The following is a 26,695-nucleotide window of genomic DNA, read 5'->3' on the forward strand; positions in this document are numbered from 1 at the left end:
GGCGGCAGTGGTCGCTGTCGTGAGCTCGGTGTCGTGCGGAGCGGTGGGGACATCGAATCAGACGAGCGGTGTGTCTTCTCAGAAGGTGCACGCGCAGACGACGCCGCTCGCAACACCCGAACTGGCGTTCTCCGGAGGCGGACGGTTGCTGTGGGCATCCGACGACGAACTGCAGCGATACGTCGCGGCGGTTGTCGACTCCGGTGTTCGCATGCTCCGCATGGATTTGTCCTGGCCGCTGCTGGAACCCGCTGAGGGGGTGTTCAATTGGGCTCCGTTGGATCGCGTGGTGAACGCACTGAGGTCGAGTGGTATCAGCATTCTGGGCATCATCGACTACACGCCCGCGTGGGCGTCGGGACACAGCGACCAGGTGACGTATCGCCCGACCACCGCGGCCGAGTACGGCGATTTCGCGGGAACCGTTGCGTCGCGCTACAAGGGACGAATCAAGGCGTACGAGATCTGGAACGAGCCGAACGGGACTCCCTACTTCCGTCCAGAACCGGACCCGGAGTTCTACACCTCGATGCTGCGCGCTGCCCATACCGCCATCAAGGCGGCGGATTCGGCGGCGTTGGTGGTCGGGGGTGCTGTGGGATTGGCGCCAGACACCGAGATCAGCATGAACGCGCGCACGTTTGTCGATCGCATGTATCAGGCGGGCGCGGCAGGACATTTCGACGCGTTGTCGGTGCATCCCTACAGCTACCCCAACGGGTTGACGGCCAACGCGGACAACAAGGTTTCGGTTGTGTCGATGCTCGCTGATATCCGCGCCGAGATGGTCGCACGCGGCGATGGTGGTCGCAAGATGTGGGCCACCGAGGTCGGCTACCCGTCGGCGGGACCAGGCGGCAGTGAGTCGCGCCAGGCCGGCCTGATCACGAAGTTGGCCGCAGACTGGGCGCAACTGCCCTACGGCGGTCCGGTCTTCATTCACGAACTGGTGGATCGTGGAGCGTCGGATGTCGACAAAGGGTCGACGACGGACTTCGGCTACACCACGTTTGCGGCTGAGACATCGTTCGGAGTTGTGCGTTCGGACTTCACACCCAAGCCTGCCTTTGCCAAGGTGAAATCGCTTGTCGCGCAGAACACGATCAGCGATCCGACGGTAGACAGGGTGCGCACGGCTGCAGCGGAGGGCGAGCGCATGCTCGGCGAGGCGAGGACGCCCGTGTACCAGACGACGTCGCGCAGAGGGATTGCCCAAACGGTGCAGCGTTACGCGTCGGGACGGGTGATCTGTGGGTCGGCGGGCTGCTACGCGGTGCCTGCCGTCCTGGTCGATTACGTCGCACTCCTGGGTTACCCACCATCGGGCGCGTTCACCGGGACAACGCAAGACATCGATTCGCCCGGAGGTACCAGGGTGTTCTACAAACCAGCGACCGGAGTGCACTCGCTGTCGGGCGAGATGCTGAAGGCATGGTCGCCCGAGGTGGGGTATCCGGTGGCCGAACAGCAGGTCGTCGACGGCACGACAATCGTGCAGTGTGAGAACGGTTCCATTGCGTACAGGCCCGGAGGTAAAGCGGTGGTGAGGTTTTCGTGAGGAAATGGGTGCGTAACCTTCTCATCGCGGTGGTCATTCTTGTGGCCGTGTTCTGCCTGCTCATAGTGGTGGCGATCGCGCGACCGCTGCTTCATCGTGGGAGTAACGATCTGGGAATCCATCAGAGCGTCGACGCTCCCGGCGCGGTCATCTCGGCGCGCGAGGTCTTCGATATTCCGCTCAGGTTGAAACTCGCCAAAGTGCATGCCGTACATGTTCTCTACGCGTCACGTGATGCCTCCGGAGTGATTCAGCGGGTATCGGGAACAGTGTTCAAACCAGACGGCGCCGCCCCGGCCGGGGGCTGGCCGATCATCGCGTTCGGCCACGGGACAAGCGGAATCAATCAGCCGTGCGCGCCGTCGAGCAGCTCGGGTATGGACGGTGCTGCGGCGCTGGCGTTGGGCCTCACATCTGCGAAATACGCTGTGGCAGTGCCTGATTACCAGGGGCTCGGCGCGCCAGGAGTACACCCGTACCTCGACAATGTCACCGAGGGTCACAATGTGATCGACTCGGTGCGTGCATTGCGCACGGTTTTCCCTGAATCGTCCAAACGGTGGGCGGCATACGGCGGATCACAGGGTGGCGGTGCGGTGTGGGGGGCGGCAGATGCGGCGCCATCGTATGCGCCGGAACTCGACCTGCTCGGAGCGTCGGCGCTCGTACCTGCGGCAGACCTCACCGGGCTCGTCGACAAGGCCCTCGCCGGGACCCTCACCCGTGACCAACAACTCGTTCTGCAATGGGTTGTCGAATCCCGGGCGCGGACGGACCCGAACTTCCATCGCGACGACTTCCGCAAGGGTGGAGCTGTCGCGGGCTGGAATACGTTGTCGGCGTGCGACAGGTCGCTCGCCAAACAGCGAGATGAGATCGCCAAGAACCTCGGACCGCACGATATCGGTCCGCAGAATCCGGCAGCAGCACAACAGTTGCGTGACGTGCTGGCTGCGTACGCGATGCCGAAGAACCGCTCAGCCGCGCCGTTGCAGATCACCTACGGGACGGCCGACACGTTCATCGATGTGGCATGGACGGACGCCGCCATCCGGCGAGCGTGTGGGCTTGGAGATACGATCACCATCGATCGGCAGCCGGGTAAGGGACACGGAGACATCAACGGCGATGCCGTGATCCCTTGGCTGCTCGACCGATTCGCCGGAAAGCCCGCGCCCAACAACTGTTGATCGGACGAGACCGTGCAGGAACCGAACACAGACACACCCGCATTCGATCTGACGCCGGGTTCACCCGATCAGATTGCGCGCCACGGCGATTCCAGTCGACGAAGGCAGGCTGTGCGCCGAGCCAAGGACGAGGTGCTGCGACTGCTGGCGACCGGCGAGACCGCGCCGAGGGTAGACGCCCCGTATCTGGTGGTCCCGATTCTCGGTCAGTCGAATGCGGTGGGCGACAACGAACTCGAGCCGGACGACTTGTCGCCGGGAGTGCTGCCCGTACACCAATGGCCGGGGTGCGGAAGACGCAAGGGGCAGATCCTCCTCGCCACTGACCCGCTCCTGCACGAGATGCCTGCGCGCGGCGTCGGCTTCGGTCGGTCGTTCGGCGAACGGTTGGCCGCCGAAACCGGCGGGCCGGTGCTGCTCGTTCCGTGCGGGCGTGGTGACACGTCGTTCTATCCCAAGAACGGCTACAGCTGGGACCCCGCAGATAGGTCGGCTCGGGTCAACCTGTTCTCCTTCGCGCTGACTCAGATCGAAGCTGCGTTGGCGGCGGCGGGTCCATCGGCTCGCGTAGCAGCATTTCTCTGGCACCAGGGCGAGTCCGACGTCCCACTGCTGGCGCCGGATGCCTATCGAGCGCGGCTCGAATCCGTTGTCACCGGGCTCCGGTCTCGCTTCGGCGATGCTCCATTCATCGTGGGACAGATGGTTCCCGAGGAGATCGAGAGCAGACGAGCCGAGTATGCGGGCATCGACGACGTGCACAGGACCCTGCCTCGGACAGTTGATCGCTGCGTATTTGTGCCGGGACCCACCGGGATGGCCAAATCGCCGACCGAACTCATTCACTACAGCCGCGCCGGTCAGCGTGAACTGGGTGCGCGAATGTATGCGGCGTATGCCGACCTGTCGTCGACGGGCGACCCCAGCTGACAGTCTGCTATCAGTACGCGCCGTCGCTGGAGATCACTGCGCGTGCTGTCCTCCACATGATCATCAGATCGTGTGTGATCGACCAGTTCTCGACGTAGGAGAGGTCGAGGCGCACCGACTCCTCCCACGACAGATCCGATCTGCCGGACACCTGCCACAGCCCGGTCATCCCCGGACGGACGAGCATGCGGCGCGACGTCGGGTCGTCGTAGGTATCGACCTCTTCGCGCAGGGGAGGGCGGGGACCAACGAGGCTCATCGAACCGAACAGGACATTGAAGAGCTGCGGGATCTCGTCGATGCTGTACCGCCGCAGGAACGCCCCCACCCGGGTGACCCGAGGATCGTCTCGGATCTTGAACAACACCCCGTTTCCTTCGTTCTGGTCGGCGAGCTGGCCGCGGAGCCTGTCGGCGTCGACGACCATCGACCGGAACTTCCACATCTGGAACGGGATGTTGTTGAGTCCTATGCGTTCTGCGCGATAGAAGACAGGCCCGCGGGAGTCGATCTTGATGGCGATCGACACCACGAGAAGCGCGGGAGCGAAGGCCAGGAGCAAGAGCGCGGCACCGATACGGTCGACTGAAGCCTTCAGCAGCCGGTTGGCGCCGTGATACTGAGGCTTCTCGATGTGCAGAAGCGGAAGGTTTGCCACCGGACGGACCGACATCCGAGGTCCGGCGACGTCGGTGACGCCGGGGGAGACCAGGATATCGACGTTCATCCCCTCCATGCTCCACGACAGCTCCCGCATGGCGGAATGACCGAGAACCTCGGCGGACGTCACTGCCACCGTGGTAGCGCCGCTCAGTGCCACGGCCTCACGTGCGTCGTCGAAGGTTCCGATGATCGGGATTTCGCGCTCGCCCACGTCGAGTGTCGACTCGTGCGCTTTCGATGAATCCTCGGGAACACATAGCCCGACCACGTGGTAGCCGAGCCGGGGATGAGCGGAGAGGTGTTCGATGAGTGGCGCGGCCGAGCGGCTCGATCCGACGACCAACACCTGGTGCTGGTCGACACCCTTCTCCCAGCGACGTGCGATCGCTTTGCGCCACAACCAATGTGCGATGAGCAACGTCAGCGTGCCGAAGGGTAGGGCGATGGCGATGAATCCCCGCGCCACGTCGAACTTGAAGACGAGGTCGAGCATCGCGATGACGCCGAACGCGATGACACTCGATTTGAGAATGCGGGTGTACTCCGCGTGTCCGGCACCGATGACCCGTCGGCTGGACGTGCCCGAAACCTTGAGGACAATACTCCACAGCGCGATGAGAGCCAATGGAAGAATGACGAACGGAAGATGAATATCTCCCACTGGATTCAGCAGTCGGGGCGCGCCGTATTCTGCCGCAGGGCCGCCGTAGCGCGCGACGGTCGCGGAGGCCACGCTGATTGTGACGATGATCAACTCGGTGGCACGAAGTCGTGACGAATACTGATCCAGCCATGACCGGTCACCGGTGGATACGGCTGGTCGGAATACTCGCAGATACCGAGGGTAGGGGCCATCGGTACGGGGCGATGAGGGCAATGGACGAATGGCCACATGTACTCCGACGGGTCAGTAATCGCTCGTGAAACCTGCCGACGGTCGGACAGGCTTTGTTGCAAGCGCAAATTCTTTGCAGGCAGGGGTTTGGGGCAGGCAGAGATTTGGTGCAAAGCAATGCGGTGTCTCTATTGATTCACGCCTTTGGGGCTTCACCAACGCTGAGCGCCCGCTGAGTAAATCTTAACGATTCGCACCGAAGGCGCAACTCCGAATTTGTGTGAAATATGACGCGTAACGTTCTCTGTCGCTGCTTCGATAAGGACCTGATTGGTGCGCTCGGCAGGCTGCCCAACCTCAAATCGGGTAGCCTGAGCCGGTGGTGGCATCGCGATCGGAGTCGGCGACGTATGCCATGCGACGGCAGACCGTGCTGGTGGGTGTCGGAGCGGCTTGTGCTGCGGCTGGTCGATATCTCGTCGATCGGTACTTACCGGTGTCGCCGATTCTTATTGCTACGGTAGCGCCCATATGCGCTTGCTTCATCTATGCACTGGTTCGCATGTCCGGGCAGCGCTCGGAATTCTTTGTTGCGGGCATCGTGGTTGGTTTATCGGGATTTGCCTCGACCGCGGTGCTCGGATTGATGTACTACCCCATCTGGCAGGGGATCGTGGTTCTCGCAGTTACTCCACCTGCGTCAGTGATCGCCTACGTTGCAGGCAAGGTGGTCGCAGGCAGGGTGGTGTCGCAGCGATGATCGTCGCGGTGTCAGGTCTGGTGCTCACGGGTTGCATTGCGGCAGTGGTGTGGTGGTATCTCGCGGCGTCGCGAGGTGAATCCGATGTGCTCGGCAGAGTGCTACTCCTCGTTGTGCTCGCCGCTGCGTGTGCCGGCGCCGCGTGGGGGCTGCCATTCTCCGGGCAGGTGCGTTCGATTCTGGTGCTGGGGGGATGTGCCGTTCTCGCGCCCTACGCGCTGATTGTCGCAGCCACGGTCGAGGCGACGGCGAGCCGCACCCGTCGCCTCTCAACCGCTTCGGGATCCAGACGACGCAATTCAGAGGTCGCGCAGTTGCTGGTGACGACGCTCATGTCCGCGGCACTCGTGATGCTTTACATCCTCGCGGCAGCGTCGGTTGCCCTCCTCGTCTATGTGGTGGTGAGTCAGGGTTTCGCTGAAGTGAGATGAGGACTCGTCAGCCGGGCGGGCATCCGGTGAGCGCTGCCCGCGCAGTTCCGGCGAACTGGTAGGCGTAGACGAAAGCCCAAGCCCCCAGCGAGAAGTGGTAGGCGCTGGGAACGGCGACGAGCTCTACGTCGATGCCGAGGCACTGCCGGAATATCACGCCCGCGCGAAACAGGTGGTGGCGCCAACTCACTACTGTCACTCGGTTCCAATGATGGGCGCGCGCCTGTTCGCGAGTGAACAGGGCCTCGCCCGTTGTCGTCGACGGCCGCGGTGCGAAACATACAATTCTGACCTTCCGGTCCGACGGCTGGCAGGCCGCACGCATCGTGGCGTCCTCCGCGGGATACGGGTTCGAGAGCAGTACGGTCTCCGCGAGACCTGCACGGGCGAGATCGATTCCGAAAGACTCGCGGCCATCGTGCGCACCGCCGAGTACCACGATGGCGTCTGAATGGACCGGCGGCTCTGCGGGTGGATCGGTGAAGAGGCGATAGCCGACGACGGCGCCGGTGAGTTGTATGACCATCAGCGCGGCAACCAGGATGCCGATTACCCGGACCCCGCCGGTCACGGGACCAGGACCATATCAGCGACGGCGGGACCGAATGGCGTAGTTGATCGCAGGCTTCTCGACGAAGTAGAACGACAGCGTCGCGAGCGCGATGCTGACCGCTCCGACCACAACGAAATTGAACGCCAAGCCCGACCAGGTGTCGCCGTGCATCCATCCCCACCTGCCAAGGACCAAGAGGACGGGGAAATGCCAGAGGTAGATGCTCAGCGATACCCGGCCGCAGTACTCGAAAGGTTTCCAGTCGAGCGCCCGGGCAAATGCCGAATCCTCGCCTCGCGCGAAGGGAATGACGATGAACAAGATGATCATGCCGGAGGCGAGTGCCGTCGCGGTGCTGGAGAAGGGCGAGCCGAGGGCGATGAGCACATAGGTGATCGGAATCAGTGGGAGGATGGCGAGGCCGGTCCACGGTCGCGCTCGTTTCAGACGACGACGCGAGATGAGCCCGGTCTCGGCCCCGACGAACAGAATCGCGGCGATCATGCCGAATGCGAAGTTGTCAGACGAAGCGATGAAGCTGCGCAGCACGACGGCCACCCAGTTGGGTCCCCAGTTCGCCATGATGAGGTCGGTTATGCCGAGCCGGTTCGCGAGCCACAGGGCAAAGAACTTCCCGGCGGTACCCAGAATCACCAGGACGACGGGGCCGATGAGAGCCAGCACGATCGGATTCCACCCGTAGCGGCGTCGTAGCGTGAAGACGAGCAGGCCGATGAGCGGCAATGCCACGTAGAACACGATCTCCATGGTCAATGACCACGACGGGTTGATGCCTGTTTGAAGCATCGACGGGATGTAGCTCTGGACGAGCGAGAGGTTGGCGGCGATCATGGCCGGATCTGTCATCATCCCGATCCCGGCGAACTTGCCGCTTGATTCCGCAACCGCGGCGTTCTCCAGATATACCGCGCGCATGAGGTAGCTCGCGACGAGGAAGATGAACAGATATGCCGGGAATACCCGCAGTATCCGGTGTCGGGTGTACGACGCTACGTCAGGCTGTGACTGTCCACCGGTGAACAGGCGACGAAGAATGGGGAGATACAGCAAAAAACCGGAGAGCGCAAAGAAGAAGATCAGTGATTGACCGAAGATCTGCAAGTGGCCGGAAAAAAACGTGTTCGGCGAATAGTGGCCACCGACGTGTTGGGCCAGCACAAGCATGCACGCAATTCCGCGAGGACCGTCGAGTCCGCGAATTCGTGCTCGAAAAGGCTTGGCCCCTGCGGTGTTTGTAGCCTCGGTGACCTGCTGGTCCCTCGATCGTGGGGGATTGTGTGTGTGGTTTTCAGGAATGCGGTGACGCCCTGATGATGCGCTCTTTTCGACAGACTGCTCAGGTGCTGTCGCGGAGTGATCACTCACTTGTCAACAATACAACGAGAATGGAAACGTGTCGCGTCAGATGTTCGTGCATCCCGATGGACTCCCCGATCCTTGCATTTGTTGTTCGAGCCAGGAGATGGCAACGCCGGGATCGACGTCGGCGTGTCCGCGGTCGGGTTGGAAGGACACCACGAGATCAGCGCCGGCTGAGCAATTCGCACCTATCACGGCAGTGGTCCACGCGGAGTCGATCAAGGTGTCTTTTCCGCCGTACATCACCAAAATCGGGGCGGTGGGCAGGCCTTTGGGGAGGCCCCGCTCGCGCAAGAGTCGTTCGAGTTCTTCGCGGCTCGTGGCCGAGTCCGGCCGAAGGTCCGCATCGGTGAGTGCGTCAGCTGCCTGCTGTCGTTCCTGGCTGTAGCGGGATGCGCACTGCGACAACGCGGTCCAGTTCGTGGTGGCGGAGCCTCTACGATAGCTGTCGAGATCAAGGCTGGGATTCTCGTGCTTGAGCGCCAGCAGCAACCACTGGTAGAGCCCGTACTGATCTTTTGTCAGATTCGATGACCACGCCTTGTCTGACAGCTTTGAGATGTCCGCAGGGGGCGAGATGGCGACGGTGCCGACAAGGTTGAGGCCCTTACCGTACGAAGCCGCGAGAACGTTCGACGCCCACGCGGCTTGGCCGCCCTGCGATACGCCGAATCCCGCCCACTTGTCGGAGGTGTTCGAAGGCGACATCTGCCTCATCGCACGCACCGAGTCGATGATGTTGTGTCCCTCGGTCGTCGCATCGAGGTACGGGTGCGTTGGCTCCGCGTCGCCGGGGGTGCCCAGGCCCTGGTAGTCGCTGACTGCCACGGCGTATCCCTGAGACAGCAGAACGTAGACAAGGTCGGCCGCGCCACGAAGGCTCGAGTCCAGCGTCGGCCCGCATTCGCTGAGAACACCGACGGTCGCGTGGCCGAATCCGATGATCGGCCACCCGCCCTGGGGTGCCTGGCCCGCCGGCACGAAGAGGCCGCCGGTGACAACGGTTGGTTTGTTGTCGTGATCGGTCGAGGAGTACTCCACGCGCACAGCGAGACTCGTCGCCGCCGAGATCCGACGGTCGAGAACCGGCATGGTTTGTGCCCACGACACTGTTCCGGGCCCGGTGGCGCCAGCGCGTGGCACGTCGACCGGAACGCCGGGAGGACGGCCGGATGATGTTGTCGCAGACTGCTCGTCGGAGCCGCAGGCGGTCAGTGCTGCAGCGACCGCGATGGCCAGCGCCAACCAACTCACGAAAATCCGCACGCGTACGGTCGGGCGATTCACTGCGAATTCTCCAACTCTCGACTCGATCTGAGGGTGTTCGATGCACCGAGCGCATCGTCGACTCTGTTGCGTAGCAGGCTGAATGCGAGGAGCGCCACCGCGGAGAACACGACGGCAACGGCGGCGCCAAGGCCGATATAGGTGAGCAACTTCGGCGAGGTCACTCCCATGTCGGTGGCGGCGTCGATCGTCTTCAGCTCGTAGGGTGCACGCCCGTTCAGGTTGTCGACTTCGACCACCAGCTTGGGCATTTCACCGGCAAGCGCCGCGGAAAGTTGTTGTGCGGCTTGCGGTGTATCTCCGGTTGTCGTGATCGTCAGCACAGCGTTCGTTGGTTCTATCGAAGCGACGACGCGCTCGCGGAGGTCGGCAGGGGGAGTCTGAGGATCGATACCCGGCCACTGTGCCGCAGCGACGCGCATCAACAGTTGGTCGCTGGTGGCCAGTTCACGATAGGAGGGTGCGCGTAGCTGTCCGGCCAGGCCACTGGTGCGAGCGCTGGACACCGTCGCGGAACCCGGGGCGACGATGAGCAGGCGTGCCTGCGACTCATAGGTCTTGGGCGTCATCTCTGCCGCGAGCCATCCCGCGAGTCCGCCTGCGATTGCGGCGCAGATCAACACGATTCCGCCGCGCAGGAGGATATGTGCGTACTCGCCGACGGTTCGCGTCGATGGTGATCTCATGGGCGATCGTCGCAATTGCTCTGGGGTTTGTCGCCGTTCAACACGCCCTTCATCCAGGGAATTGCCTGGGAAGAATCGAGTCCGGCGTGGGTATCGCCAACGCGTTTGACGATTGTGAGGTTTTCACCTTCCTGGCAGGCTTTGCCGATGACCCGTTCCGTCCACTGCGGAGGGATGAGCGGATCGTCTGTGCCATACATGACGAGAACGGGCGAGTTGTTGCGGCCTGCGGGCAGGGCGTAGTCGGCGAGTTGATCGCGCAGCGCGTCGGTGGCCGCAACGGTCTTCGGCTTCAGGTCTTGTGGTGTGAGCGAGTTCAGCGCGCGCTGGGTGGCCGTCAGATCTCCGGTTGAGTCGGGAACACACCGAATCAAGGTCTCCCACTCTGACTTGGCACGCTCGGAGCGATAGTCGTCGAGGTTGAAACGGTCAGGGAAGGTCTTCGACAGCGAGTCGAGTGCATAGACGAGAAGAGGGTATTGATCGCGTGTCAGTGTCCCCTGCGCAGCTCGGTCCGCAAGGCCCCTCATATCTCCGACGGGAACCAGCGCGACCGTCGCATCGAGATCGGTGTCGCTCCCGTATTCGGGTTGGCGGTCGCCGGCTGCCCACGCCGCCATGCCGCCGAGCGAAACACCGAATGACACCCAATGCTTGCTCACGTCGGGCGCGATCGCCTGTGCAGCTCGGACGGCATCGATCTGGTTGTTGCCGTAGGTCTTGGCGCTGAGGAAGGGATGGTTGCCCTTGCCGTGGCCGAGGCCCTGGTAGTCGGACATGACAACGGCATAGCCGTTGAGCCGGAATGCCTCGATGATGGTGTCGTTGCCGAGTAGATTGCCGTATTCGGAAGGGCCGCAGGTGCTCTCGGTGCCAGAGTTGCCGTGGCCGAATGCGATGAGTGGCCAACCGCCCGCGGGTGGGGTGCCCTTGGGGACGACCAGAATTCCGGACACCTCGGTTGCCGAGTTGTCGATGCCAGAAGTCGAGCGGTAGATGATTCGCTTGACGACGGCGTCACGATTGTTGATGGCCTTGACGGGTCCGCGGGGCGGATCCTCGACGGCCAGAACCGCACCCGGTTTGCCGGTGTCGCGGGGCGTCGTCAGCGAAGCGGAGGGCAGCGGTGACTCGGGATATGCAGCAGCCGACGGCGACAGCGTCAGCGGGGTGTCGTCAGTCGATTGTGCGCATCCCGACACCGTGATCGCCAGAAGGCAGACCACGCCGACCGCGAGCGCAGTCGCTGCGCGACGTGAGGTGAAGGTCGAGATCACTGCGGCAGGGCTCACGAGTCCGCGTGCACCTCGGCTGCGTCGACCCTCGATGCCGACACCCGCTCGGCGGCGAAATCGCTTGTCGGTGAACCGCTGTCAGTGTCCTGTGTGCTGCTGTCGGTCTGCTTGTGAGCGACTTTGGCCGTGAAGGTGAGCACCACGCCGAGCAGCGGAGCATTGACACTCTCGATCGCCTTTGTCGACGTGCGAAGTTGCTTCCTCGTGGTGACGCCGCGTCGAGTCACGAGCAGTGCGCCGTCGGTGCGCGCGGCGATGGTGAGTGGTTCCGGCGACGCCGACAGCGGACCGGCATCAATGATGACGTAGTCGTAGGAATGGATCGCAGCCGCAATGACGGCGTCGAAGCCGTCTCCGCCGATGGCGCCCCACGGGTCAGACGTAACCGGACCACTCGGCAGGAGGTCGACGCCGTCGTGAAGACTCAGCGTCGCATCGTGAAGCGAGATTTCGCCCACTGCCACGGTCGTGAGACCCTCGGTCGGCGGCTGACCGAGGTCGTCGGTGAGGGTGGGATCGGCGAGGTCGGCGTCGATGATCAGCACGGTTTTGCCGCGTGCGGCGAACGACGACGCGAGATTCACCACGGTGGTCGTCGCGCCGACGTCGCGGGTCGGACCGACGACGGTGATCGCCGACGGAGCGGTGCCATGCCGAGTGCTTCCCGAGGCGATGAATCGCAGATTGGCGTCGAGGCGGCGGTACGCATCGGACGTCGGTCCGGTCGCGGGCTCCAGAGACGAATTGTCCTTCAACTCCGAGTCGGTGGGGATCACGGCGAGAATGCCGGACTTCTCGGTGGCGTCGGCGATGTCTGACTCAGAGTCGATCCGTCGACGTTGGTAGATGCCGATCGCCACGGCGGCGAGCACGCCGATCAGTAGCCCGCCGACCGCTCCGATGATGAGCCAGAGCCACCACGACAGCCCGCTCTTGGACGACGGGAGGCTCGCGTCATCGTAGAGAACCGCTGTCGCAGAGGGGGAGTCGCCGCGACGCGAGGTCTCGAGCTCCTGAACCACTGCGGTCGTCGCATTGGCAACGGCCTGGGCGTAGGCCTGGGCTCGCTTCGCGTCGTCCGCGGTGGCGGTGATCGTCAGGATCACGGTGTCTTTGACCGGGACAGCCGTAACGCTCCCGCGTATGTCGCCGGCGCCCACCTGGCCGCCAAGCGTTTCGGCAGCGCGCTGTGCGACCTGGTCGCTCGTCGCAATTGTCGCGTAGCTATTGACCCGATCCTGGGCGAACAGGTTGTTCTGGTAGCTCTCGCCGACTGACGTTCCACCCTCTGCGGTCACGAACAACCGAGCGGTGGATTCGTATTTTCCGGGAGAGATCCACGTGCTGTAAGCAAAAGCGGCGAAAGCGCCAACGAGCGCTCCCACTACGAGAACCCACCAAAACCGCACAATGATGCGCCAGTAATCGCCGAGTGGCACCTGACCGGTTCCCTTCTCTGGGGTAGCGCCGCGCGGGCGCTTCGTTCAACCGTTGAACAATGGACAGTTGATTGGATCATGGTTCTCGGGCAATTGCTGTGTGGGATTGCCCTCAGACATTGGTCGGTCGCGATCAGCTCGGTGTTACACGACCGGGTGTGCCACTATATGGCTCGTGGAATCAGCTAGGCGCTCATGGATCGTCGGCACCCTGTTGGTGCTCAGTGCTGCCGTGGTGGCGTTCGGTGCGTTGATGGCAGGAGCCAAACCCGCGTTTCTTGTCATCGTGTTACTGCTGGTCGTCGTCGGTGCCTACGTTGGTCTGGCGCATCCGACCTGGTTTCTCTGGGCGTTCGCCGCTGTTCTCGGATTCATGCCGGTCGCGCATTTACCTGGTGTTCACGTTCCGTTGACATTGGCGTTCGCTGTCGCTGTGATTTTGGCGACCGTGATACACCCCATCGAGATGCGCTCACCGACCACGATGGACTGGTTTGTGATCGTTCTCGTTGTGGTCAGTGGAATCTCGATGCTGGCAACATATGTCGGTTTCGCCGACATATCGCAATATGTGAAATGGTTCACGGTAACGATTCTCGTAGTCGCGCTTCTGCGACTCCCGCGGCTTCAGCTGCGGACGTTCGGACAAGTGTATGTGGTTGCCAGCGCTGCCTGTGCGGTTGTTGCAGCAGGTGTGCTTGTCTATCCGGGAGTGATGAAGCCGTTCAAGCTATTCGGTTACGACCCCAGCGCGCTGCGCTTCGTTTATCACTCAGGGGGCGCGACGCAGCGGCTCGCGGGGACGTATATCGATCCGAATGCCGCCGGAATCGGATTCTTCGTGGCGCTGGTGATGTGTGCTGTCTTGTTCGACGGGCGTGCGCGCAGCGTGCTCGGCGTGATCTTGGCGTTGGCCCTTCTGCTCACGCTGAGCCGTGCGGGTCTCTTCTCGGTGATCGTCGGCGTCGTGCTCATGCTGGTGTTCCAGACGATGTCGAATCGCAAACGCCTCGCCATCGTCGGGCTGGGCGTCGCCACCTTCGCCGCGCTGGCCGCGGTGCCGCAGTTGCGCCAACGTGTGTTCTCGTCATTCGGTAGCCAGGACGAGGGTTCGAGTGCGCGCCTGGATGCGCTGAAGGAGTATCCGAGCACTGTCGCCGGGCACTGGATCTTCGGCAAGGGCTGGGGACTGGCGGAGTTCATCGATCCGGAAACCTCGTTCACCACCAACTACGTCGCGAACGCGCCGCTGCTGGCTGTCTATCGAGGTGGCATTCTGGTCGGTCTGGCATTTGTCGCGATGCTGATCTACGGCTGCTATCTCGGTTACCGGTGCCTGCGTTCACGCCGCTGGGAATGGGGTTTCTACGGCGGTGGATTCATCGGATTCTCCGTGGTCGCATTGCAGCTCGACTTTTCGACGATCACGATCCCGGTCTCGACCGCAGATCTCTCGCTGCTCATCGTATTTCTGGTCTACACGTCGGAACTGGTGCGAGCCGACTCGCGCACTGTTACATCGACGGCCGAGAACGGGACGTCAACAGCCGAGAACGACAGCCTTGGCCAATCCGACGTACTGGTAGGCGAAGGTCGCCGTCCATAGGGGAATCGACCGGCCGTAATCACGCGGCACGGATCGCATGACGACCTCGCCGGCGAAGCACTGGCCGAAGATGTAGCGGGCGCGGAAGAGGTGGTAGCGCCAGCTGACCACGATGACAGAGCGCCAGTGTCGCTCCTTCGCCATGCGTTCGGTGAACATCGCCTCGCCACGCGTCGTCGAGGGATCCGGGTTGAAGCAGATGACTTCGATGGACTCGGTGCTCGCCGAGCAGACTCGTCGCATCAGCTCTGCGCCGCCCCGGTGATAGCCGTCATTCAGATAGGGGTCGGAGATCAGCACCGTGTTCGCGTAGCCCTCGCGGGCGAGTTGTAGACCGTAGTCTTCGCGGCCGTCGTGCTCGCCGCCGAGCACGACGATGGCATCGACCTTGCGGAGTGGGTCGGAATGGTCCCGATAGAAGAGCTGATAGCCGAGGCCGTCGAAGGCGAGTACGACCACAACGACGATCACGAGCACCCAGCTGATGAGACTGCCGGAGAGTCGCCGTCGACGACGGCGTGTCTCATGGCTGCTGCGGGGCTCGAAGACGTAGGAGTCCGTCGGGTCGGGCGACGTCACGTGGCAAGTCCTCCGGCCGGGAATCTGACTTCGTCGACCTTAGTCGAGACTCCCCTCAGTGGCTCGAACGGCGGACGTACCACCACGAGGAATCGCTTGATGAAGGGCTGAAAGTCGCGTATCTCCCAGACGGCAAAACTGCAGCTCAGAAGCACAATTCACTAGACCAAACAGGTGATCAATTGAACTTGACCGGCGGTACTTGGATCCAATTCACACCTGGCCGCCGGGATGATCGTAAACTTCTCGCGTGGAGAGGGCGGCGTTCAAGTACGGGGGACACGACGTTCCTGGAATCGTCGTTGCCATTCTCGCTGATCCCCAGCGCCGGGCGTGCGCGGTCTATGGCCGTGAACAGACCGAGGCGGCGGCGCGCACAGTGGTTTCTCAACTCGTGGACAAGATGGGGTCAGACGTAGGTCTGGACGCCCGGAACCGATTCGAATGGCTCCTGAGGCTTCCGCATGGCCCCGGCGTCGACGCGATTCTCGTCGACCTACAGGCGGGTCTCGCTGCCTCGACGGTCGATGTGGACGGGGTACGCATCTTCGTCGACTTCGCCTATGGGATCTCAAGTGAATCGGTGTCAGGTGTCGACGCCGACAGACTCGTCCAGGCGGCCGACGCCGCGCTCTGCCTGGCTCTGGAATCGCAGCGTCGAATGGCGATCGCCGGACCCGAAATCTATGAGCGACTAGAAGGCGACCTCGACCTCGCAGTGAGGCTGACCAGTTCGTCGGAGGCAGACTTCCGACAGTTCTACCAACCGATCGTGCGGATGGCTGATGGCGTGACCGTGGGGTTCGAGTCACTGCTGCGGTGGGTCACCGCCGACGGCGTTTTGCTGCCCGGCGACTTCCTCGCTGTCGCCGAACACACATCCGCGATCGTGCCCATCGGCCGCAACGGGGTGACGCAGGCGATTCGGGCGCTCCACGAGTCGATCCAACCCCTGTGCGGCCCGAGCGGATTCGTCAGCATCAATCTCTCGCGGCAGCAGCTCGTCGACGAGACGATCGTCGATCACGTGGTGACCGAGATCGACAAGTACGGCCTCGGCCCTGGTCAGATCTGGATAGAGGTCCAGGAAAACGAGGTCATCGACTTCGACACGGAGGCGCAGCGTGCCGTCGAGCGACTACACGAGAGCGGCTGCACCATCTCGATCGACGACCTCGGCTCGGGATTCTCGGCGCTGCGATACGTGCGGGACCTCCCGGTCGACGTCGTCAAAGTCGATCGGGCGCTCATCTCGGCTATCGCCGACGATCCAGCCGACCGCGCTGTGGTGCGCGCGATCTGTGAGATGGCCGAGACGATGGACATCTCGACGGTCGCGGAGGGCGTCGAACGCAAGGCAGACTTCGACAGCGTCGTAGAGCTGGGTTTCCAGTTCGCGCAGGGCATCTACTTCGGTGCGCCCGGGCCGTTCGGGGCGGAGCTGTAGCTCCGGTGCACGCTCAGTAGTAGTACGGGAAGGCGTCCCACTCGGGAGAACGCTTCTCCAGGAACGCATCTCGACCCTCGACGGCTTCGTCGGTCATGTACGCCAGGCGGGTGGCCTCGCCGGCGAAGACCTGCTGACCCATCAGGCCGTCGTCGGTGAGGTTGAACGCGAACTTCAACATGCGCTGGGCCGTCGGCGATTTGCCGTTGATCGCCCGCGCCCACTCGATGGCCGTGCGCTCGAGGTCGGCGTGGTCGACGACCCGGTTGACCGCACCCATGCGGTGCATGGTCTCGGCGTCGTACGCCTCGCCGAGGAAGAAGATCTCGCGTGCGAACTTCTGACCGACCTGCTTGGCGAGGTAGGCGCTACCGTATCCGGCGTCGAACGAGCCGACGTCGGCGTCAGTCTGCTTGAAGCGGGCGTGCTCGCGTGAGGCGAGCGTCAGGTCGCAGACGACGTGCAGGGAGTGTCCGCCGCCCGCAGCCCAACCGTTGACCACCGCGATCACGACCTTGGGCATGGTGCGGATGAGTCGTTGCACCTCGAGGATGTGCAGTCGGCCGCCCTCGGCCTTCACGCGCGCCTCGTCGACCCCGGTGGCATCGGCGCGAGTGACGTCGGAGTCGTGGCTGGTCGCGTACTGGTAACCCGACCGCCCACGGATGCGCTGATCGCCGCCGGAACAGAAGGCCCAGCCGCCGTCCTTGGGGCTCGGGCCGTTGCCGGTGAGCAGGATGGTCCCGACGTCGGGGCTGCGTCGAGCGTGGTCGAGGGTGCGGTAGAGCTCGTCGACGCTGTGCGGCCGGAACGCGTTGCGGACCTCTGGCCGGTTGAAGGCGATGCGCACGATTCCGTCGGCGCGGGTCGTGCCGACGTGGCGGTGGTAGGTGATGTCGGTGAGGTCGTCGAAGCCCTGAACTGCGGTCCACTGGCTGGCGTCGAACGGCTGGTCGGATGCGTGCTGAGTTGCGCCGGAGGTCATGGATATCGACCTTAGTAGCCGGTTCGGTCGCATTCGGCACGCCGTGCATGGCACCCTGGATACATGTCATTCGAGCTGATCGCGATCATCATCGTGATCTGGGCGGCGGTCTCCGTGGTCGTCGCCCTGGTTGTCGGTGCCGTGATCAGGCAGCGAGACCGTCGTGAGGCGCCCCGTCCGCCCCAGCTCGCCAGCGGTTCGGAATCCGACAGACACGAGCGCTGACCGGCCATATACGGTGGCCAGATGGCATCTGACACGCGCGACGGTTGGGACATCCGCTCCGAAGACGAGTCGCCCCATGAGGGCGGATTCCGCGCACGGATCGAGGTCACGACCGACCGCGGCGGACCCCGATACGGCGAGTTGAACGAGCAGATCCGACGGCTCATGGACCTCGCCCGCTACGCGAGCCCCGAGGGCGCGGAGACCGAGGAGCTACTCGAGCAGATAACCGCCCTCAACGAACGACTGGCAAAAGTGCAGGTCGACGAGTGGCACACCCCCGCGGGAACCCGCGTCGACCTGCCTGCGCGTGGCAATATCACCCTCCCGCCGTACGTGATCTCGTCGGCGAGCGCCGATGGAGTGGTAGCCGAGGTCACCTTCCGGCCGTTTCACCTCGGTGGCAACAACGCGGCGCACGGCGGCCAGGTAGGGGTCGCGTTCGACGATCTCGGGGGTATGGCGTCGGCACTCGCGATCAACGGCGTCACCCGCACCGCATACCTGACGGTTCAATACCGCTCGCTGACACCTCTGTCGACGCCGCTGACCTGCCGAACCTGGGTCGACAAGCGCGAAGGACGCAAGGCCTTTGTGAAGGGCACGCTCCACGACGGCGACCGTCTCTGTGCCGAATTGGATTCGCTGTTTATTGAGTTGAAGCCTGGTCAGCCGTAGCATTCCGAGGGGCGAGGGCGTCTGCGTCCGGGGATTGTCCATATCCCACGCTTCGTGTGTACCAAGGGGAGCGACAGCCATATGGACAGACATTCGGTGGTCGACGACCGGCTCGCGATCACGGTGGCCCTCGGAGCGGCGTTGTTCGTCGTGGTCACGGCTGTGCAGGTCACGCTCGATCCAACGCCGGGGGCGCGTCCTGCGTCATCAGTTGCGGCGGTCACGGCCGTCGTGCTCGCGGCTATCGCGTGGACGCTCTGGCGACGACCGCGGCTGATCACGTCTGGTTCTGCGCCTGCGCTGGTGACCGTGGCTGCGCTGCTCATTGCCGCGAATCCTCTCGTCTACGTGCTCTGCACGCAGGTCGCCTACCCGTCGATCGGGACGCTGCTGGTCATCGTCGGGATCGGGGCGCTCGTCCCGTATCCGCGCATCGCGCTTGTGCTGATCGTTGGGCTGAACGTCGCGGCGCTGCTGTTCGCATGGTGTTATCCGCAGGCCGCCCCGCTCGGCGTCGTAGCCGTGCAACTGGTCAAGGCTGACGTGCTCGCCGTCGTGATCGCGCTGACCTGGCGACGCACCGAGCGCCGCCTGGAGGCGGCCACCGCGACCATCGCGCACATGGCGGTGACCGACGAGCTCACGGGTCTGCTCAATCGCCGAGGACTGAACGAACGCGGGCAGGCATTTGTCGACGAGGCGCTCGCGTCGGGAAACCATGTGATCGTCGCCTTCATCGACGTCAACAACCTGAAGGGCATCAACGACTGTCACGGACATTTCGTCGGTGACAGTCACCTCGCCGGTATCGGCCAGTGGTTGAGGTGGGTGTTCGACGATGGCGGACTGGCGGCACGGGTTGGCGGCGACGAGTTCGCGTTGATCGCGCGTGGCGGACCGGATGAGGTGTCGCAGTTCCGATCGCGGGTGGAGCATTTACGTGCACGAGTTCCGCACTTCGGCGTCGCGATCGGGTGGGCACAATGTGGGCCGGATGACGCCGGGGCGCTGCGGGTGCTGATCAACGAGGCGGATCGAATGATGCTGCGCCACAAGCGGCGACCGAACTAGGGATCGTCCTGGCCGCGGGCGGCTGGCTGCAGGCGTGGTTCGGTGACCCGGTGCGGTTCTGGGTTTCAGTGCAGTTCGGTGACCTCGATGGTGGCGCCCGCGGTGCGGAGTCGGTCGATCAGTGCGTCGCCCATCGCGACTGCGGGCGTGAGAACGCCTGCGCGCGATGGTAGTTGGTGGCGGTTCAGTGCCAGTGTCAGTGCGCTCTCGCCGAGCATGACGGCAGTGGCCTTGTACCCGGGGTCGCCCTTCATCGAGAAGGTGGAGCGGAAGCGTCGAGCAGTCGTCGTGCGCGTGTACGTGCGGATCACGAAATAGCCGTTCTCCCGGGTCTTCTCACTCGGGCCGGAACCCGGTTTGGGGAGCACACGGTCGAGGAGTGCGCGTGTCGGTGTGAACGACATCGCGCCGAGGAACGCGCCCGACCCGACACCGACCGCGCCCGCGATGACCGTCGACACTCCCGGGACGCCGCCGACAGACATGGTCTCGGCGTAGTGGAAGTCTTTGCCGTATGCGCCGTCGAGGAGTGCGTTGGAGCGTCGGACGATACGTGTGTTGTGCGAGGCCATGAAGAAGGGTGCGAGGGTGCCGCGCAGCGATTCGTCGACCTTGTGCGCGTTGATGATTCCGATATCGCTCGGCTCCGACGACAGTGCTGCTCGCGGGGTTTGGGCGGGTGCGCCGGACAGTGCCTGCGGGTTGAGCAGTAGGCGTCGGACGCTGGAGTCTTTTGCCTGTTCGGCGATGACGCGCATCGAGTCGATGGTGCCGCCGGAGACGCCGCCGCGCATCGCGGCGACGACCATCGTGGTGTCGGTCATCTCGCCGACGTCGGCGTCGGTCACGCCGCGATAGAGCTCGTAGGCGGCGAGATCCGAAGGGACGGAATCGAATCCGCACGAGTGCACGATGCGTGCGCCGGTGGCCTCCGCGACCTCGTGGGCCTTTTGGATGGAGTAGTGCACGAAGGGGACCTCGCCGGTGAGGTCGACGTAGTCGGTACCCGCGGTGGCCGCGGCGACGACGAGGGCCTCGCCGTATCGAAGGTATGGGCCAACGGTGGTGCAGACGACGCGCGTGCGGGCGACCATGGCGTCGAGCGACGCGGGTGACGACGAGTCCGCGACGATGAGCGGCCAGTTGTGTGCGGCGTCGGGGAGTCGGCGTCGGGTGTCGGCGAGCTTGGTCTCTGACCGTCCCGCGAGCGCGACGCGCGTTCCGGCGGGGGCGTGCTCGGCGAGGTAGCGGGCGGTGAGTTCGCCGACGAATCCGGTGGCGCCGAAGACGACGACGTCGAACTCGCGGATCTCAGGTGCCTCGGACGAGCTCGTCGGAGCTGACGACGGGGTGTTTTCGGGCTGGCTTTCACCGGTCATGAGTTCAATGTATATGCGACTGAAGTCACAGTAACAATGGGCTGCATCGCGCTGGTGGTGGAGCGTCGCAGGTCAGTCACGGGTTTCAGGAGGTGAGCCTGCGGGCGGCCGCGCGTGCCGCGAAGGGCGCGACGAACAGCATGAGCAGTACGCGCAGGATTTGGGCCGCGACGACGAATGCGACGTTGGAGCCCGCGGCCGTTGCTGCCGCGAGCACCGCGTAGATGCCGCCCGGGGTGGTGGCGAGGTAGCAGTCGAACATCGACTCGCCCGTCCACCAGGAGAGCAGCACACCGAGCAGCGCGCAGCCGACGCCGATCGCGAGGATCAGCACAACCGCGGCGGGCAGGATGCGGCCGATGGCGCGAAGTCGGGGAAGGGTGAATCCGAGACCTGCCTGCCAGCCGATCACCGCATACGCGATGGCGAGCAGGACCGACGGGACGGCGGCGTCGCCTGCGATCCCGGTGAGTTCTGCTGCGGTTGCGAGCGCCATCGGTCCGAGGAGGCCGGCTGCGGGGAGGTGGATGAGTTTGCCGAGCGGGATGCCGACACCTGTACAGATTGCGAGGAGTGCGACGCCCGCGGCCTGCTCTGTCCATGTTGGCCGAGCCACAACGACATTCGACGACGACGCGTGGAACACCAGCGATGCGACGAGTGGAATGGTGCTGGTCACGAGCGCGACCCGGACGTACTGGACGACCGCGACGACGCGCTCGTCACCACCGAGATCGCGGGTCAACGCGACGAGGCCCGACGCCCCGCCCGCTACCAGAGCGAGCGAGCCGGTCAGGGCGTCGACCTCACGGTGCAGGCCGAGGAGCGCGCCGCCCGCGACCGACAGCGCCAGCGTGCCGAGCCCGACGACGAGGACCGGCAGCCAGGCGGAGCCGAGGCCGGAGATGGTCGTCGGATCGGCCATGGTGCCGATGTAGACGCCGACCGTGCCCTGCGCCGCCAGCATCGCCGCGCGGGGGACCGTCGGCGGATCGGTGGCGGCGGGCTGTGTGGCCTTGTCGGCGGGTCCTGTTGCGCTGTCGGCGTGTGGTCCGGTGGCGGTGTGGGTGCTTGTGTCGGCGGGCGTGCGCGGGCGCGGGGCATATCCGATGATCGCGAGGAGTGCGGCGACGAGTAGTCCAGCGAACAGCGGTGCGGCGTCGACGTCGATGAGGTCCAGCAGGAGACTGACGCCGACCGTGAGGGCGGCGAGCAGGAACCAGCGGGTCATTAGTTGAGCGTAGCGACGCGGCGAGCGGGCGGTCGGGTGGAGCGAGCGGGGTGTGATGAGCGTCGCGAGGGGGTGGGTCAGGGGGTGGTTGCGCTGCCCAGGCTGAGTGCGGCAAACGGCCGGGGTGCGCCGTGTTGGTAGAACTGGTCGAGTGCGGTGAGGTCGAAACCGTTGTGGGTCAACAGTTTCGGAATGTCGCGGGTGAGATGGCAGCCGCCCGCGGTGCGTTTCTGGATCGGTTCGAGGCGTAGCTGCCAGCGTCGGACGGCGTCGTCGGGGGCGGTGCCGTGCTCGAGGAAGGCGACGGTGCCGCCGGGGCGCAGGACGCGGGCGATCTCGGCGAGCGCGGCGTCGACGTCGGGGATGGTGCAGAGGGTGAAGGTGGAGAGCGCGGCGTCGAACGTGTCGTCGTCGAAGGGCAGGCGCTGGCCGTCGAGTCCGGCGCGGCGGATCGGGATGGGCGAGGAGGTGACGCGGTCGGCGGACATATCCCAGGCGACGTCGGAGGGTTCGATCGCGTCGACCGACGTGACGGCTTCTGGGTAGAGGCCGACGTTGCGGCCCGAGCCGAATCCGATCTCGACGACGCGGCCGGAGAGTGGTGCGCAGGCGCGGCGTCGAAGTGGGTCGAGCATCGACGAGCCGCACGTCACGTTGATGACGCGCGGCAGAACGTGATCGGTGTAGAAGCCCATTTGCCCACCTTCCGTCGAGCCGGTGGCACGTATCGGTGATCACTTTAGGTGCGGACATAGGCTGGAGCTCATGAATTCCTCGACAGGGTCAGCGACTTTTGCGGCAGAGGGGGACGGGCCGAATCCGTCGACGTTGCAGGCGCGGGTGATCGTCGACGAGATGATCCGCGGGGGTGTGCGGGAGGCCGTGCTGTGTCCGGGGTCGCGCAATGCGCCGCTCGCCTATGCGCTGTATCTGGCGGATCGGGAGGGTCGGCTGCGGCTGCACGTGCGGATCGACGAGCGGTCGGCAGGGTTTCTCGCGTTGGGGTTGGCGGTGTCGTCGAGGCAGCCGGTGCCGATCGTGATGACGAGCGGCACGGCCGTCGCCAACATGGGACCCGCGGTGTTCGAGGCCAATTACGCGCGCGTGCCGCTAATTGTTGTCAGTGCGAATCGGCCGTATGAGCTGCTGGGATCTGGTGCCAACCAGACTGTCGAGCAGTTCGGGATCTTCGGAACGCAGGTGCGGGCGGCGATCAGCATCGGGCTGGCCGAGGAGGGGCTCGACGCCAACAGCCAGTGGCGTTCGGCCGTCGGGCGTGTGCTGGCGTCCGCGCGCGGTGCGCGGACGGGAAACGCCGGGCCGGTGCAGTTCGACATTCCGCTGCGCGAGCCGCTGGTGCCCGACGTCGCGAGTGCGTCCGAGGATCTCGGTGCGTTCTCCGGTCGACCCGGCGGCGTGCCGTGGACGCAGGCGCCGGTGGCCAAGCTCGACGTCCCGCTGCCGATCGATCTCTCGCTGGACACCGTGGTGATCTCGGGGCACGGGTCGGGTGTGCATCCGGAGTTGGCGGGCGTGCCGACCGTCGCCGAGCCGACGGCCCCGCACGCCGCGACGCCGTTACACCCGCTGGCGCTGGGGTCGATCAAGCCGCAGCAGGCGATCATCTGCGGACGTCCGACGCTGCATCGCGGGGTGTCGAGGCTGCTGGCCGACCCGGAGGTGCGCGTCTATGCGCTGACCACAGGGCCCCGCTGGCCGGACGTGTCGGGCAACGTGTATGCGACCGGAACGCGCGCGGATGTCAGCGGCGAGCCGCGCGAGGAGTGGCTCAAGGAGTGCGCGTTTTTAGAGCAGCGAGTGCTGGGGGCGGTGGATTCCGTGCTCGACGAGCCAGGCCCGCCGACCGGGCTGCACGTCGCGCGCGTGGTGAGCGGCGCGTTGTCGGCGGGTGATCAGTTCGTGGTCGGGGCGAGTAATCCGATTCGCGACGTCGCGCTGGCGGGTCGGGTGTCCGAGGGGGTGCGCGTGCTGTCGAACCGCGGCGTCGCGGGGATCGACGGGACCAATTCGACGGCGATCGGGGCTGCGCTGGCCGGGGGCGCGGCGTCGGTCGGTGGGGCTGCACGGACCGTCGCGTTGATGGGCGATCTGACGTTCATCCACGACTCGACCGGGCTGATCATCGGGCCGGGGGAGCCGCGCCCCTCGTCGTTGCGGATCGTCGTGGCGAACGACGATGGCGGTGGGATCTTCGGGCTGCTGGAGCAGGGCGACCCGCGGCTCGACTCCGGCGCGTTGTCGGGGGCGTACGAGCGGGTCTTCGGTACTCCGCACCGCACCGACCTGGCCGCCCTGTGCGCCGGGATGCGGGTGGCGCACCGTCGGGTGTCGCTGGGCGAGCTCGCCGCCGTGCTGGGCGAGGAGCTGCCGGACGACGCAGGGGGCATCGAGGTCGTCGAGGTGGTCACCGACCGCAGCCGACTGCGCGACGTCCACGCCGCCATCGCCGCGCGGGTGTCGGGGTAGGGCCTGGCTTTCGGGCTGGGCCGAGCGGCTTGGGCTGGCTGGCCGAGTGCGCGCAGAAAAGTGCACCCCTGGGGTGGTCGGGGTGTACCGGTACAGGTCGACGGCCCACGGGACGTAGTTTTCTGCGCGGGGAGCCGCGCCCGACGGGGGCGTCGGGCCCGGCGGTTATCCTGGCAGCCATGAATCCGACCATCCTGCGACGTGTGCAGAAGGTGTTGCTCACGCTCGGGATGGTCGTGACCGCGATGTGCCTGGTGCTCATCGTCGCGTGCTTCCGCAACGACGCGGAGATCGAGAAGCACAAGGCCACGGTCACCGCCGACGTCGTATACGCCGACAGGCTGCACGCCAATGCGTACTTCCAGACGCCCGACGGCTCGGTGCACAGTCCGCGGCTCGGACTGCTGTATCCGACGGAGTTGACCGCGGGACAGCGGATACGCGTCGACTACAGCACCGCCAATCCCGACCTCGCCAAACCGACCGGGCGCACCGCGGTGCTCTCGATCGTGCCCGCGGTGTCGGTGGCGGTACTCGGCTGGATCGTCGTGGGGGCGCTGATGCTCGGCGTCGCGGAGTTCTCCCGACGCTGGGGCCGACGCCGCGCCGCCCTGCGCACCGCGCGGGACGATGCCGACGACGAAGCGGTGGCCAAGCCCGACGCTCAGGCTGACGACGGAGCTGAGGCCAAGCCCGACGACCGGTCCGACCGCGCGGGGGACGGCGGGGCGCGGGACGACGCCGACGCTGACTCCGAAGGCGTTCAGTCCGACGGTGACCGGGCGGAGGCCCAGTCCGACGGTGACCGGGCGGAGGCCCAGTCCGACGGTGACCGGGCGGAGGCCCAGTCCGGCGACGCCCAGGTCAAAGCCGAGGTCCAGTCTGCGGGCTCAGAATCCGGCTCGTCGACCGCCGAGACTTCACGCGGAGTTTCGAGACCCGACACGTCGGCCGAGGTTGCCGGAAACCTCGGCCGCTGATTCTTGCGGCATGCGCGTCGCAATCGCCGCCGAGAGCTTCCTTCCGCAGGTCAACGGGGTCGTGAACTCGGTTCTCCGGGTCATCGACCACCTCGAACGCCACGGCCACGAGGCTGTGGTGATCGCTCCCGACTCGGCGCGCGGCGTCGAACGTGGTCCGCGACTGGTGGGTCGGCGCACGCCGGTGCACCTGTTGCCGTCGGTGAAGGTGCCGCGGGTGTCGTCGTTGCCGGTGGGGGTGCCCGCGCCCGTGTTGTATCGGACGTTGCGTGATTTTCAGCCCGACGTCGTGCATCTCGCGTCGCCGTTCGTGGTGGGCGGGGCCGCGGCGATGGTTGCTCGACGCCTCGACATCCCGACGGTGGCGGTGTTTCAGACCGACATCGCGGGGTTCGCCGACGCATACCGGCTCGGGATGGCTTCGCGCGCGGCGTGGCGGTACACCAGGCGCCTGCACGAGATGTGCGACCGCACGCTGGTTCCCTCGAGTGCGACACTGGAATCGCTTGGCGCACATGGTGTTCCGCGCCTGTATCGATGGGGGCGCGGCGTCGACACTCAGTTGTTCAATCCGACGCGACGGGACGAGGCGCTGCGTCGTGAGTGGATGGGTGATCGGGAGCGGTTGGTCGTCGGATTCGTCGGGCGGTTGGCGCCGGAGAAGCACGTCGAGCGGTTGGCGTCACTCGCGCACGACGACTCGGTGCGGGTGGTGATCGTCGGCGACGGACCGGAGCGTGCGAGGTTGACGCGGCTGCTGCCCGACGCGGTGTTCACCGGGGAGTTGCGGGGTGTCGAGTTGGCTCGTGCGTACGCGAGCCTCGACGTCTTCACGCATGCGGGCGAGCACGAGACGTTCTGCCAGGCGATCCAGGAGGCGATGGCAAGCGGGCTGCCGGTCGTCGGGCCGGACGCAGGTGGGCCGCGTGATCTGGTGTCGGCGTGGCGGACGGGATATCTGCTCGAGCCGGCGTCGTACTCGGCGAAGTTGCCCGAGGTGATCGACGTGCTGCGCGACGA

General features: G+C 65.0%; 25 protein-coding genes. 13 read left to right on the top strand and 12 right to left on the bottom strand.

Annotated features, from left to right (window positions below):
- The first annotated feature begins 70 nt into the window (after positions 1-70).
- The 3 genes from GOSPT_RS20565 to GOSPT_RS20575 are packed head-to-tail and all read left to right on the top strand — an operon-like array spanning position 71 to position 3,678.
- Positions 71-1,558, top strand: a complete 1,488-nt coding sequence (locus tag GOSPT_RS20565) for a cellulase family glycosylhydrolase (RefSeq protein WP_168431207.1) — start codon at positions 71-73, stop codon at positions 1,556-1,558.
- 8 nt (positions 1,559-1,566) lie between these two features.
- On the top strand, positions 1,567-2,748 hold the full coding sequence (locus GOSPT_RS20570) for a lipase family protein (RefSeq protein ID WP_231894891.1): 1,182 nt from the start codon (positions 1,567-1,569) through the stop codon (positions 2,746-2,748).
- Positions 2,749-2,760: 12 nt separating this feature from the next.
- Positions 2,761-3,678, top strand: a complete 918-nt coding sequence (locus GOSPT_RS20575) for a sialate O-acetylesterase (RefSeq protein ID WP_005208617.1) — start codon at positions 2,761-2,763, stop codon at positions 3,676-3,678.
- Between the two features lie 10 nt (positions 3,679-3,688).
- On the opposite strand, the gene GOSPT_RS20580 is transcribed toward GOSPT_RS20575, so the two are convergent.
- Complete coding sequence (locus tag GOSPT_RS20580) at positions 3,689-5,074, bottom strand: sugar transferase (RefSeq protein ID WP_231894890.1); 1,386 nt, start codon at positions 5,072-5,074, stop codon at positions 3,689-3,691.
- A gap of 664 nt (positions 5,075-5,738) precedes the next feature.
- Between GOSPT_RS20580 and GOSPT_RS20585 the strand changes: the two genes are divergently transcribed.
- Both GOSPT_RS20585 and GOSPT_RS20590 read left to right on the top strand, forming a co-directional pair.
- Entirely contained in the window at positions 5,739-5,936 is a 198-nt protein-coding gene (locus GOSPT_RS20585; protein WP_005208620.1) for a hypothetical protein, read from the top strand.
- On the top strand, positions 5,933-6,367 hold the full coding sequence (locus GOSPT_RS20590; protein WP_005208621.1) for a hypothetical protein: 435 nt from the start codon (positions 5,933-5,935) through the stop codon (positions 6,365-6,367). The genes GOSPT_RS20585 and GOSPT_RS20590 overlap by 4 nt, the downstream gene beginning before the upstream one ends.
- 7 nt (positions 6,368-6,374) lie before the next feature.
- Here the strand turns inward: GOSPT_RS20590 and GOSPT_RS20595 are convergent, their stop codons facing one another.
- The 6 genes from GOSPT_RS20595 to GOSPT_RS20620 are packed head-to-tail and all read right to left on the bottom strand — an operon-like array spanning position 6,375 to position 13,007.
- Positions 6,375-6,938, bottom strand: a complete 564-nt coding sequence (locus GOSPT_RS20595; protein WP_005208622.1) for a YdcF family protein — start codon at positions 6,936-6,938, stop codon at positions 6,375-6,377.
- Between the two features lie 15 nt (positions 6,939-6,953).
- Positions 6,954-8,306 (bottom strand): acyltransferase family protein, encoded by a 1,353-nt coding sequence (locus GOSPT_RS20600; RefSeq protein WP_005208632.1) that lies wholly within the window; start codon positions 8,304-8,306, stop codon positions 6,954-6,956.
- Positions 8,307-8,342: 36 nt separating this feature from the next.
- The gene (locus GOSPT_RS20605; protein WP_005208634.1) at positions 8,343-9,587 is read right to left on the bottom strand and encodes a lipase family protein; all 1,245 of its coding nucleotides are present in this window, start codon (positions 9,585-9,587) and stop codon (positions 8,343-8,345) included.
- The gene (locus GOSPT_RS20610; protein ID WP_005208637.1) at positions 9,584-10,273 is read right to left on the bottom strand and encodes a YveK family protein; all 690 of its coding nucleotides are present in this window, start codon (positions 10,271-10,273) and stop codon (positions 9,584-9,586) included. Before GOSPT_RS20610 ends, GOSPT_RS20605 begins: the two co-directional genes overlap by 4 nt.
- The gene (locus GOSPT_RS20615) at positions 10,270-11,565 is read right to left on the bottom strand and encodes a lipase family protein (RefSeq protein ID WP_005208639.1); all 1,296 of its coding nucleotides are present in this window, start codon (positions 11,563-11,565) and stop codon (positions 10,270-10,272) included. The genes GOSPT_RS20610 and GOSPT_RS20615 overlap by 4 nt, the downstream gene beginning before the upstream one ends.
- Complete coding sequence (locus GOSPT_RS20620) at positions 11,562-13,007, bottom strand: tyrosine-protein kinase domain-containing protein (RefSeq protein ID WP_005208641.1); 1,446 nt, start codon at positions 13,005-13,007, stop codon at positions 11,562-11,564. The genes GOSPT_RS20615 and GOSPT_RS20620 overlap by 4 nt, the downstream gene beginning before the upstream one ends.
- A 175-nt stretch (positions 13,008-13,182) precedes the next feature.
- Here GOSPT_RS20620 and GOSPT_RS20625 point away from each other — a divergent pair, with 175 nt between their 5' ends.
- Positions 13,183-14,613 (top strand): O-antigen ligase family protein, encoded by a 1,431-nt coding sequence (locus GOSPT_RS20625; RefSeq protein ID WP_141630959.1) that lies wholly within the window; start codon positions 13,183-13,185, stop codon positions 14,611-14,613.
- On the opposite strand, the gene GOSPT_RS20630 is transcribed toward GOSPT_RS20625, so the two are convergent.
- Complete coding sequence (locus GOSPT_RS20630; protein WP_005208644.1) at positions 14,548-15,192, bottom strand: YdcF family protein; 645 nt, start codon at positions 15,190-15,192, stop codon at positions 14,548-14,550. The two genes, GOSPT_RS20625 and GOSPT_RS20630, sit on opposite strands and share 66 nt — an antisense overlap.
- A gap of 250 nt (positions 15,193-15,442) precedes the next feature.
- Here GOSPT_RS20630 and GOSPT_RS20635 point away from each other — a divergent pair, with 250 nt between their 5' ends.
- Positions 15,443-16,639: an EAL domain-containing protein gene (locus GOSPT_RS20635; protein ID WP_005208646.1), complete on the top strand. Its 1,197-nt coding sequence runs from the start codon at positions 15,443-15,445 to the stop codon at positions 16,637-16,639.
- Between the two features lie 13 nt (positions 16,640-16,652).
- Here GOSPT_RS20635 and GOSPT_RS20640 read toward each other — a convergent pair whose 3' ends face one another.
- On the bottom strand, positions 16,653-17,624 hold the full coding sequence (locus GOSPT_RS20640; RefSeq protein WP_005208648.1) for a 1,4-dihydroxy-2-naphthoyl-CoA synthase: 972 nt from the start codon (positions 17,622-17,624) through the stop codon (positions 16,653-16,655).
- 63 nt (positions 17,625-17,687) lie between these two features.
- On the opposite strand from GOSPT_RS20640, the gene GOSPT_RS23985 reads away from it, so the two are divergent.
- The 3 genes from GOSPT_RS23985 (at position 17,688) to GOSPT_RS20650 (ending at position 19,598) form a co-directional block, all read left to right on the top strand.
- Complete coding sequence (locus GOSPT_RS23985) at positions 17,688-17,849, top strand: hypothetical protein (protein ID WP_168431204.1); 162 nt, start codon at positions 17,688-17,690, stop codon at positions 17,847-17,849.
- Positions 17,850-17,870: 21 nt separating this feature from the next.
- A complete protein-coding gene (locus GOSPT_RS20645; RefSeq protein WP_005208650.1) occupies positions 17,871-18,527 on the top strand; it encodes a PaaI family thioesterase in 657 nt (218 codons plus the stop codon).
- An 81-nt stretch (positions 18,528-18,608) separates the two neighbouring features.
- The gene (locus GOSPT_RS20650) at positions 18,609-19,598 is read left to right on the top strand and encodes a GGDEF domain-containing protein (protein ID WP_005208652.1); all 990 of its coding nucleotides are present in this window, start codon (positions 18,609-18,611) and stop codon (positions 19,596-19,598) included.
- Positions 19,599-19,663: 65 nt separating this feature from the next.
- Here GOSPT_RS20650 and GOSPT_RS20655 read toward each other — a convergent pair whose 3' ends face one another.
- The 3 genes from GOSPT_RS20655 to GOSPT_RS20665 all read right to left on the bottom strand — a co-directional run bounded on the left by GOSPT_RS20655 (position 19,664) and on the right by GOSPT_RS20665 (position 22,903).
- Positions 19,664-20,977: a saccharopine dehydrogenase family protein gene (locus tag GOSPT_RS20655; RefSeq protein ID WP_005208654.1), complete on the bottom strand. Its 1,314-nt coding sequence runs from the start codon at positions 20,975-20,977 to the stop codon at positions 19,664-19,666.
- An 85-nt stretch (positions 20,978-21,062) separates the two neighbouring features.
- Positions 21,063-22,208: an AbrB family transcriptional regulator gene (locus tag GOSPT_RS20660; RefSeq protein WP_005208656.1), complete on the bottom strand. Its 1,146-nt coding sequence runs from the start codon at positions 22,206-22,208 to the stop codon at positions 21,063-21,065.
- Between the two features lie 77 nt (positions 22,209-22,285).
- A complete protein-coding gene (locus GOSPT_RS20665; RefSeq protein WP_005208657.1) occupies positions 22,286-22,903 on the bottom strand; it encodes a class I SAM-dependent methyltransferase in 618 nt (205 codons plus the stop codon).
- A gap of 70 nt (positions 22,904-22,973) precedes the next feature.
- Here GOSPT_RS20665 and menD point away from each other — a divergent pair, with 70 nt between their 5' ends.
- The 3 genes from menD to GOSPT_RS20680 all read left to right on the top strand — a co-directional run.
- Positions 22,974-24,695 carry a 2-succinyl-5-enolpyruvyl-6-hydroxy-3-cyclohexene-1-carboxylic-acid synthase gene (menD, locus tag GOSPT_RS20670; protein WP_051994112.1) on the top strand — a complete coding sequence of 574 codons (1,722 nt, stop codon included), beginning with the start codon at positions 22,974-22,976 and terminating at the stop codon, positions 24,693-24,695.
- A 179-nt stretch (positions 24,696-24,874) separates the two neighbouring features.
- Positions 24,875-25,675 carry a DUF3592 domain-containing protein gene (locus GOSPT_RS24695; protein WP_373278578.1) on the top strand — a complete coding sequence of 267 codons (801 nt, stop codon included), beginning with the start codon at positions 24,875-24,877 and terminating at the stop codon, positions 25,673-25,675.
- A gap of 10 nt (positions 25,676-25,685) precedes the next feature.
- The coding region (locus GOSPT_RS20680) for a glycosyltransferase family 4 protein (protein WP_039856861.1) at positions 25,686-26,695 on the top strand (1,010 nt) is incomplete at its 3' end.

Source organism: Gordonia sputi NBRC 100414, assembly GCF_000248055.1.
In the GTDB taxonomy this organism is placed as follows: Bacteria; Actinomycetota; Actinomycetes; order Mycobacteriales; family Mycobacteriaceae; genus Gordonia; species Gordonia sputi.

What these genes read in the sequence shown, in the direction of transcription:
- GOSPT_RS20585 (WP_005208620.1), top strand. Translation starts at nt 5,739, where the DNA reads ATGTCCGGGCAGCGCTCGGAATTCTTTGTTGCGGGCATCGTGGTTGGT.
- GOSPT_RS20590 (WP_005208621.1), top strand. Translation starts at nt 5,933, where the DNA reads ATGATCGTCGCGGTGTCAGGTCTGGTGCTCACGGGTTGCATTGCGGCA.
- GOSPT_RS20610 (WP_005208637.1), bottom strand. Translation starts at nt 10,273, where the DNA reads ATGAGATCACCATCGACGCGAACCGTCGGCGAGTACGCACATATCCTC.
- GOSPT_RS20640 (WP_005208648.1), bottom strand. Translation starts at nt 17,624, where the DNA reads ATGACCTCCGGCGCAACTCAGCACGCATCCGACCAGCCGTTCGACGCC.
- GOSPT_RS23985 (WP_168431204.1), top strand. Translation starts at nt 17,688, where the DNA reads ATGTCATTCGAGCTGATCGCGATCATCATCGTGATCTGGGCGGCGGTC.
- GOSPT_RS20645 (WP_005208650.1), top strand. Translation starts at nt 17,871, where the DNA reads ATGGCATCTGACACGCGCGACGGTTGGGACATCCGCTCCGAAGACGAG.
- GOSPT_RS20650 (WP_005208652.1), top strand. Translation starts at nt 18,609, where the DNA reads ATGGACAGACATTCGGTGGTCGACGACCGGCTCGCGATCACGGTGGCC.
- GOSPT_RS20655 (WP_005208654.1), bottom strand. Translation starts at nt 20,977, where the DNA reads ATGACCGGTGAAAGCCAGCCCGAAAACACCCCGTCGTCAGCTCCGACG.
- GOSPT_RS20660 (WP_005208656.1), bottom strand. Translation starts at nt 22,208, where the DNA reads ATGACCCGCTGGTTCCTGCTCGCCGCCCTCACGGTCGGCGTCAGTCTC.
- GOSPT_RS20665 (WP_005208657.1), bottom strand. Translation starts at nt 22,903, where the DNA reads ATGGGCTTCTACACCGATCACGTTCTGCCGCGCGTCATCAACGTGACG.
- menD (WP_051994112.1), top strand. Translation starts at nt 22,974, where the DNA reads ATGAATTCCTCGACAGGGTCAGCGACTTTTGCGGCAGAGGGGGACGGG.
- GOSPT_RS24695 (WP_373278578.1), top strand. Translation starts at nt 24,875, where the DNA reads ATGAATCCGACCATCCTGCGACGTGTGCAGAAGGTGTTGCTCACGCTC.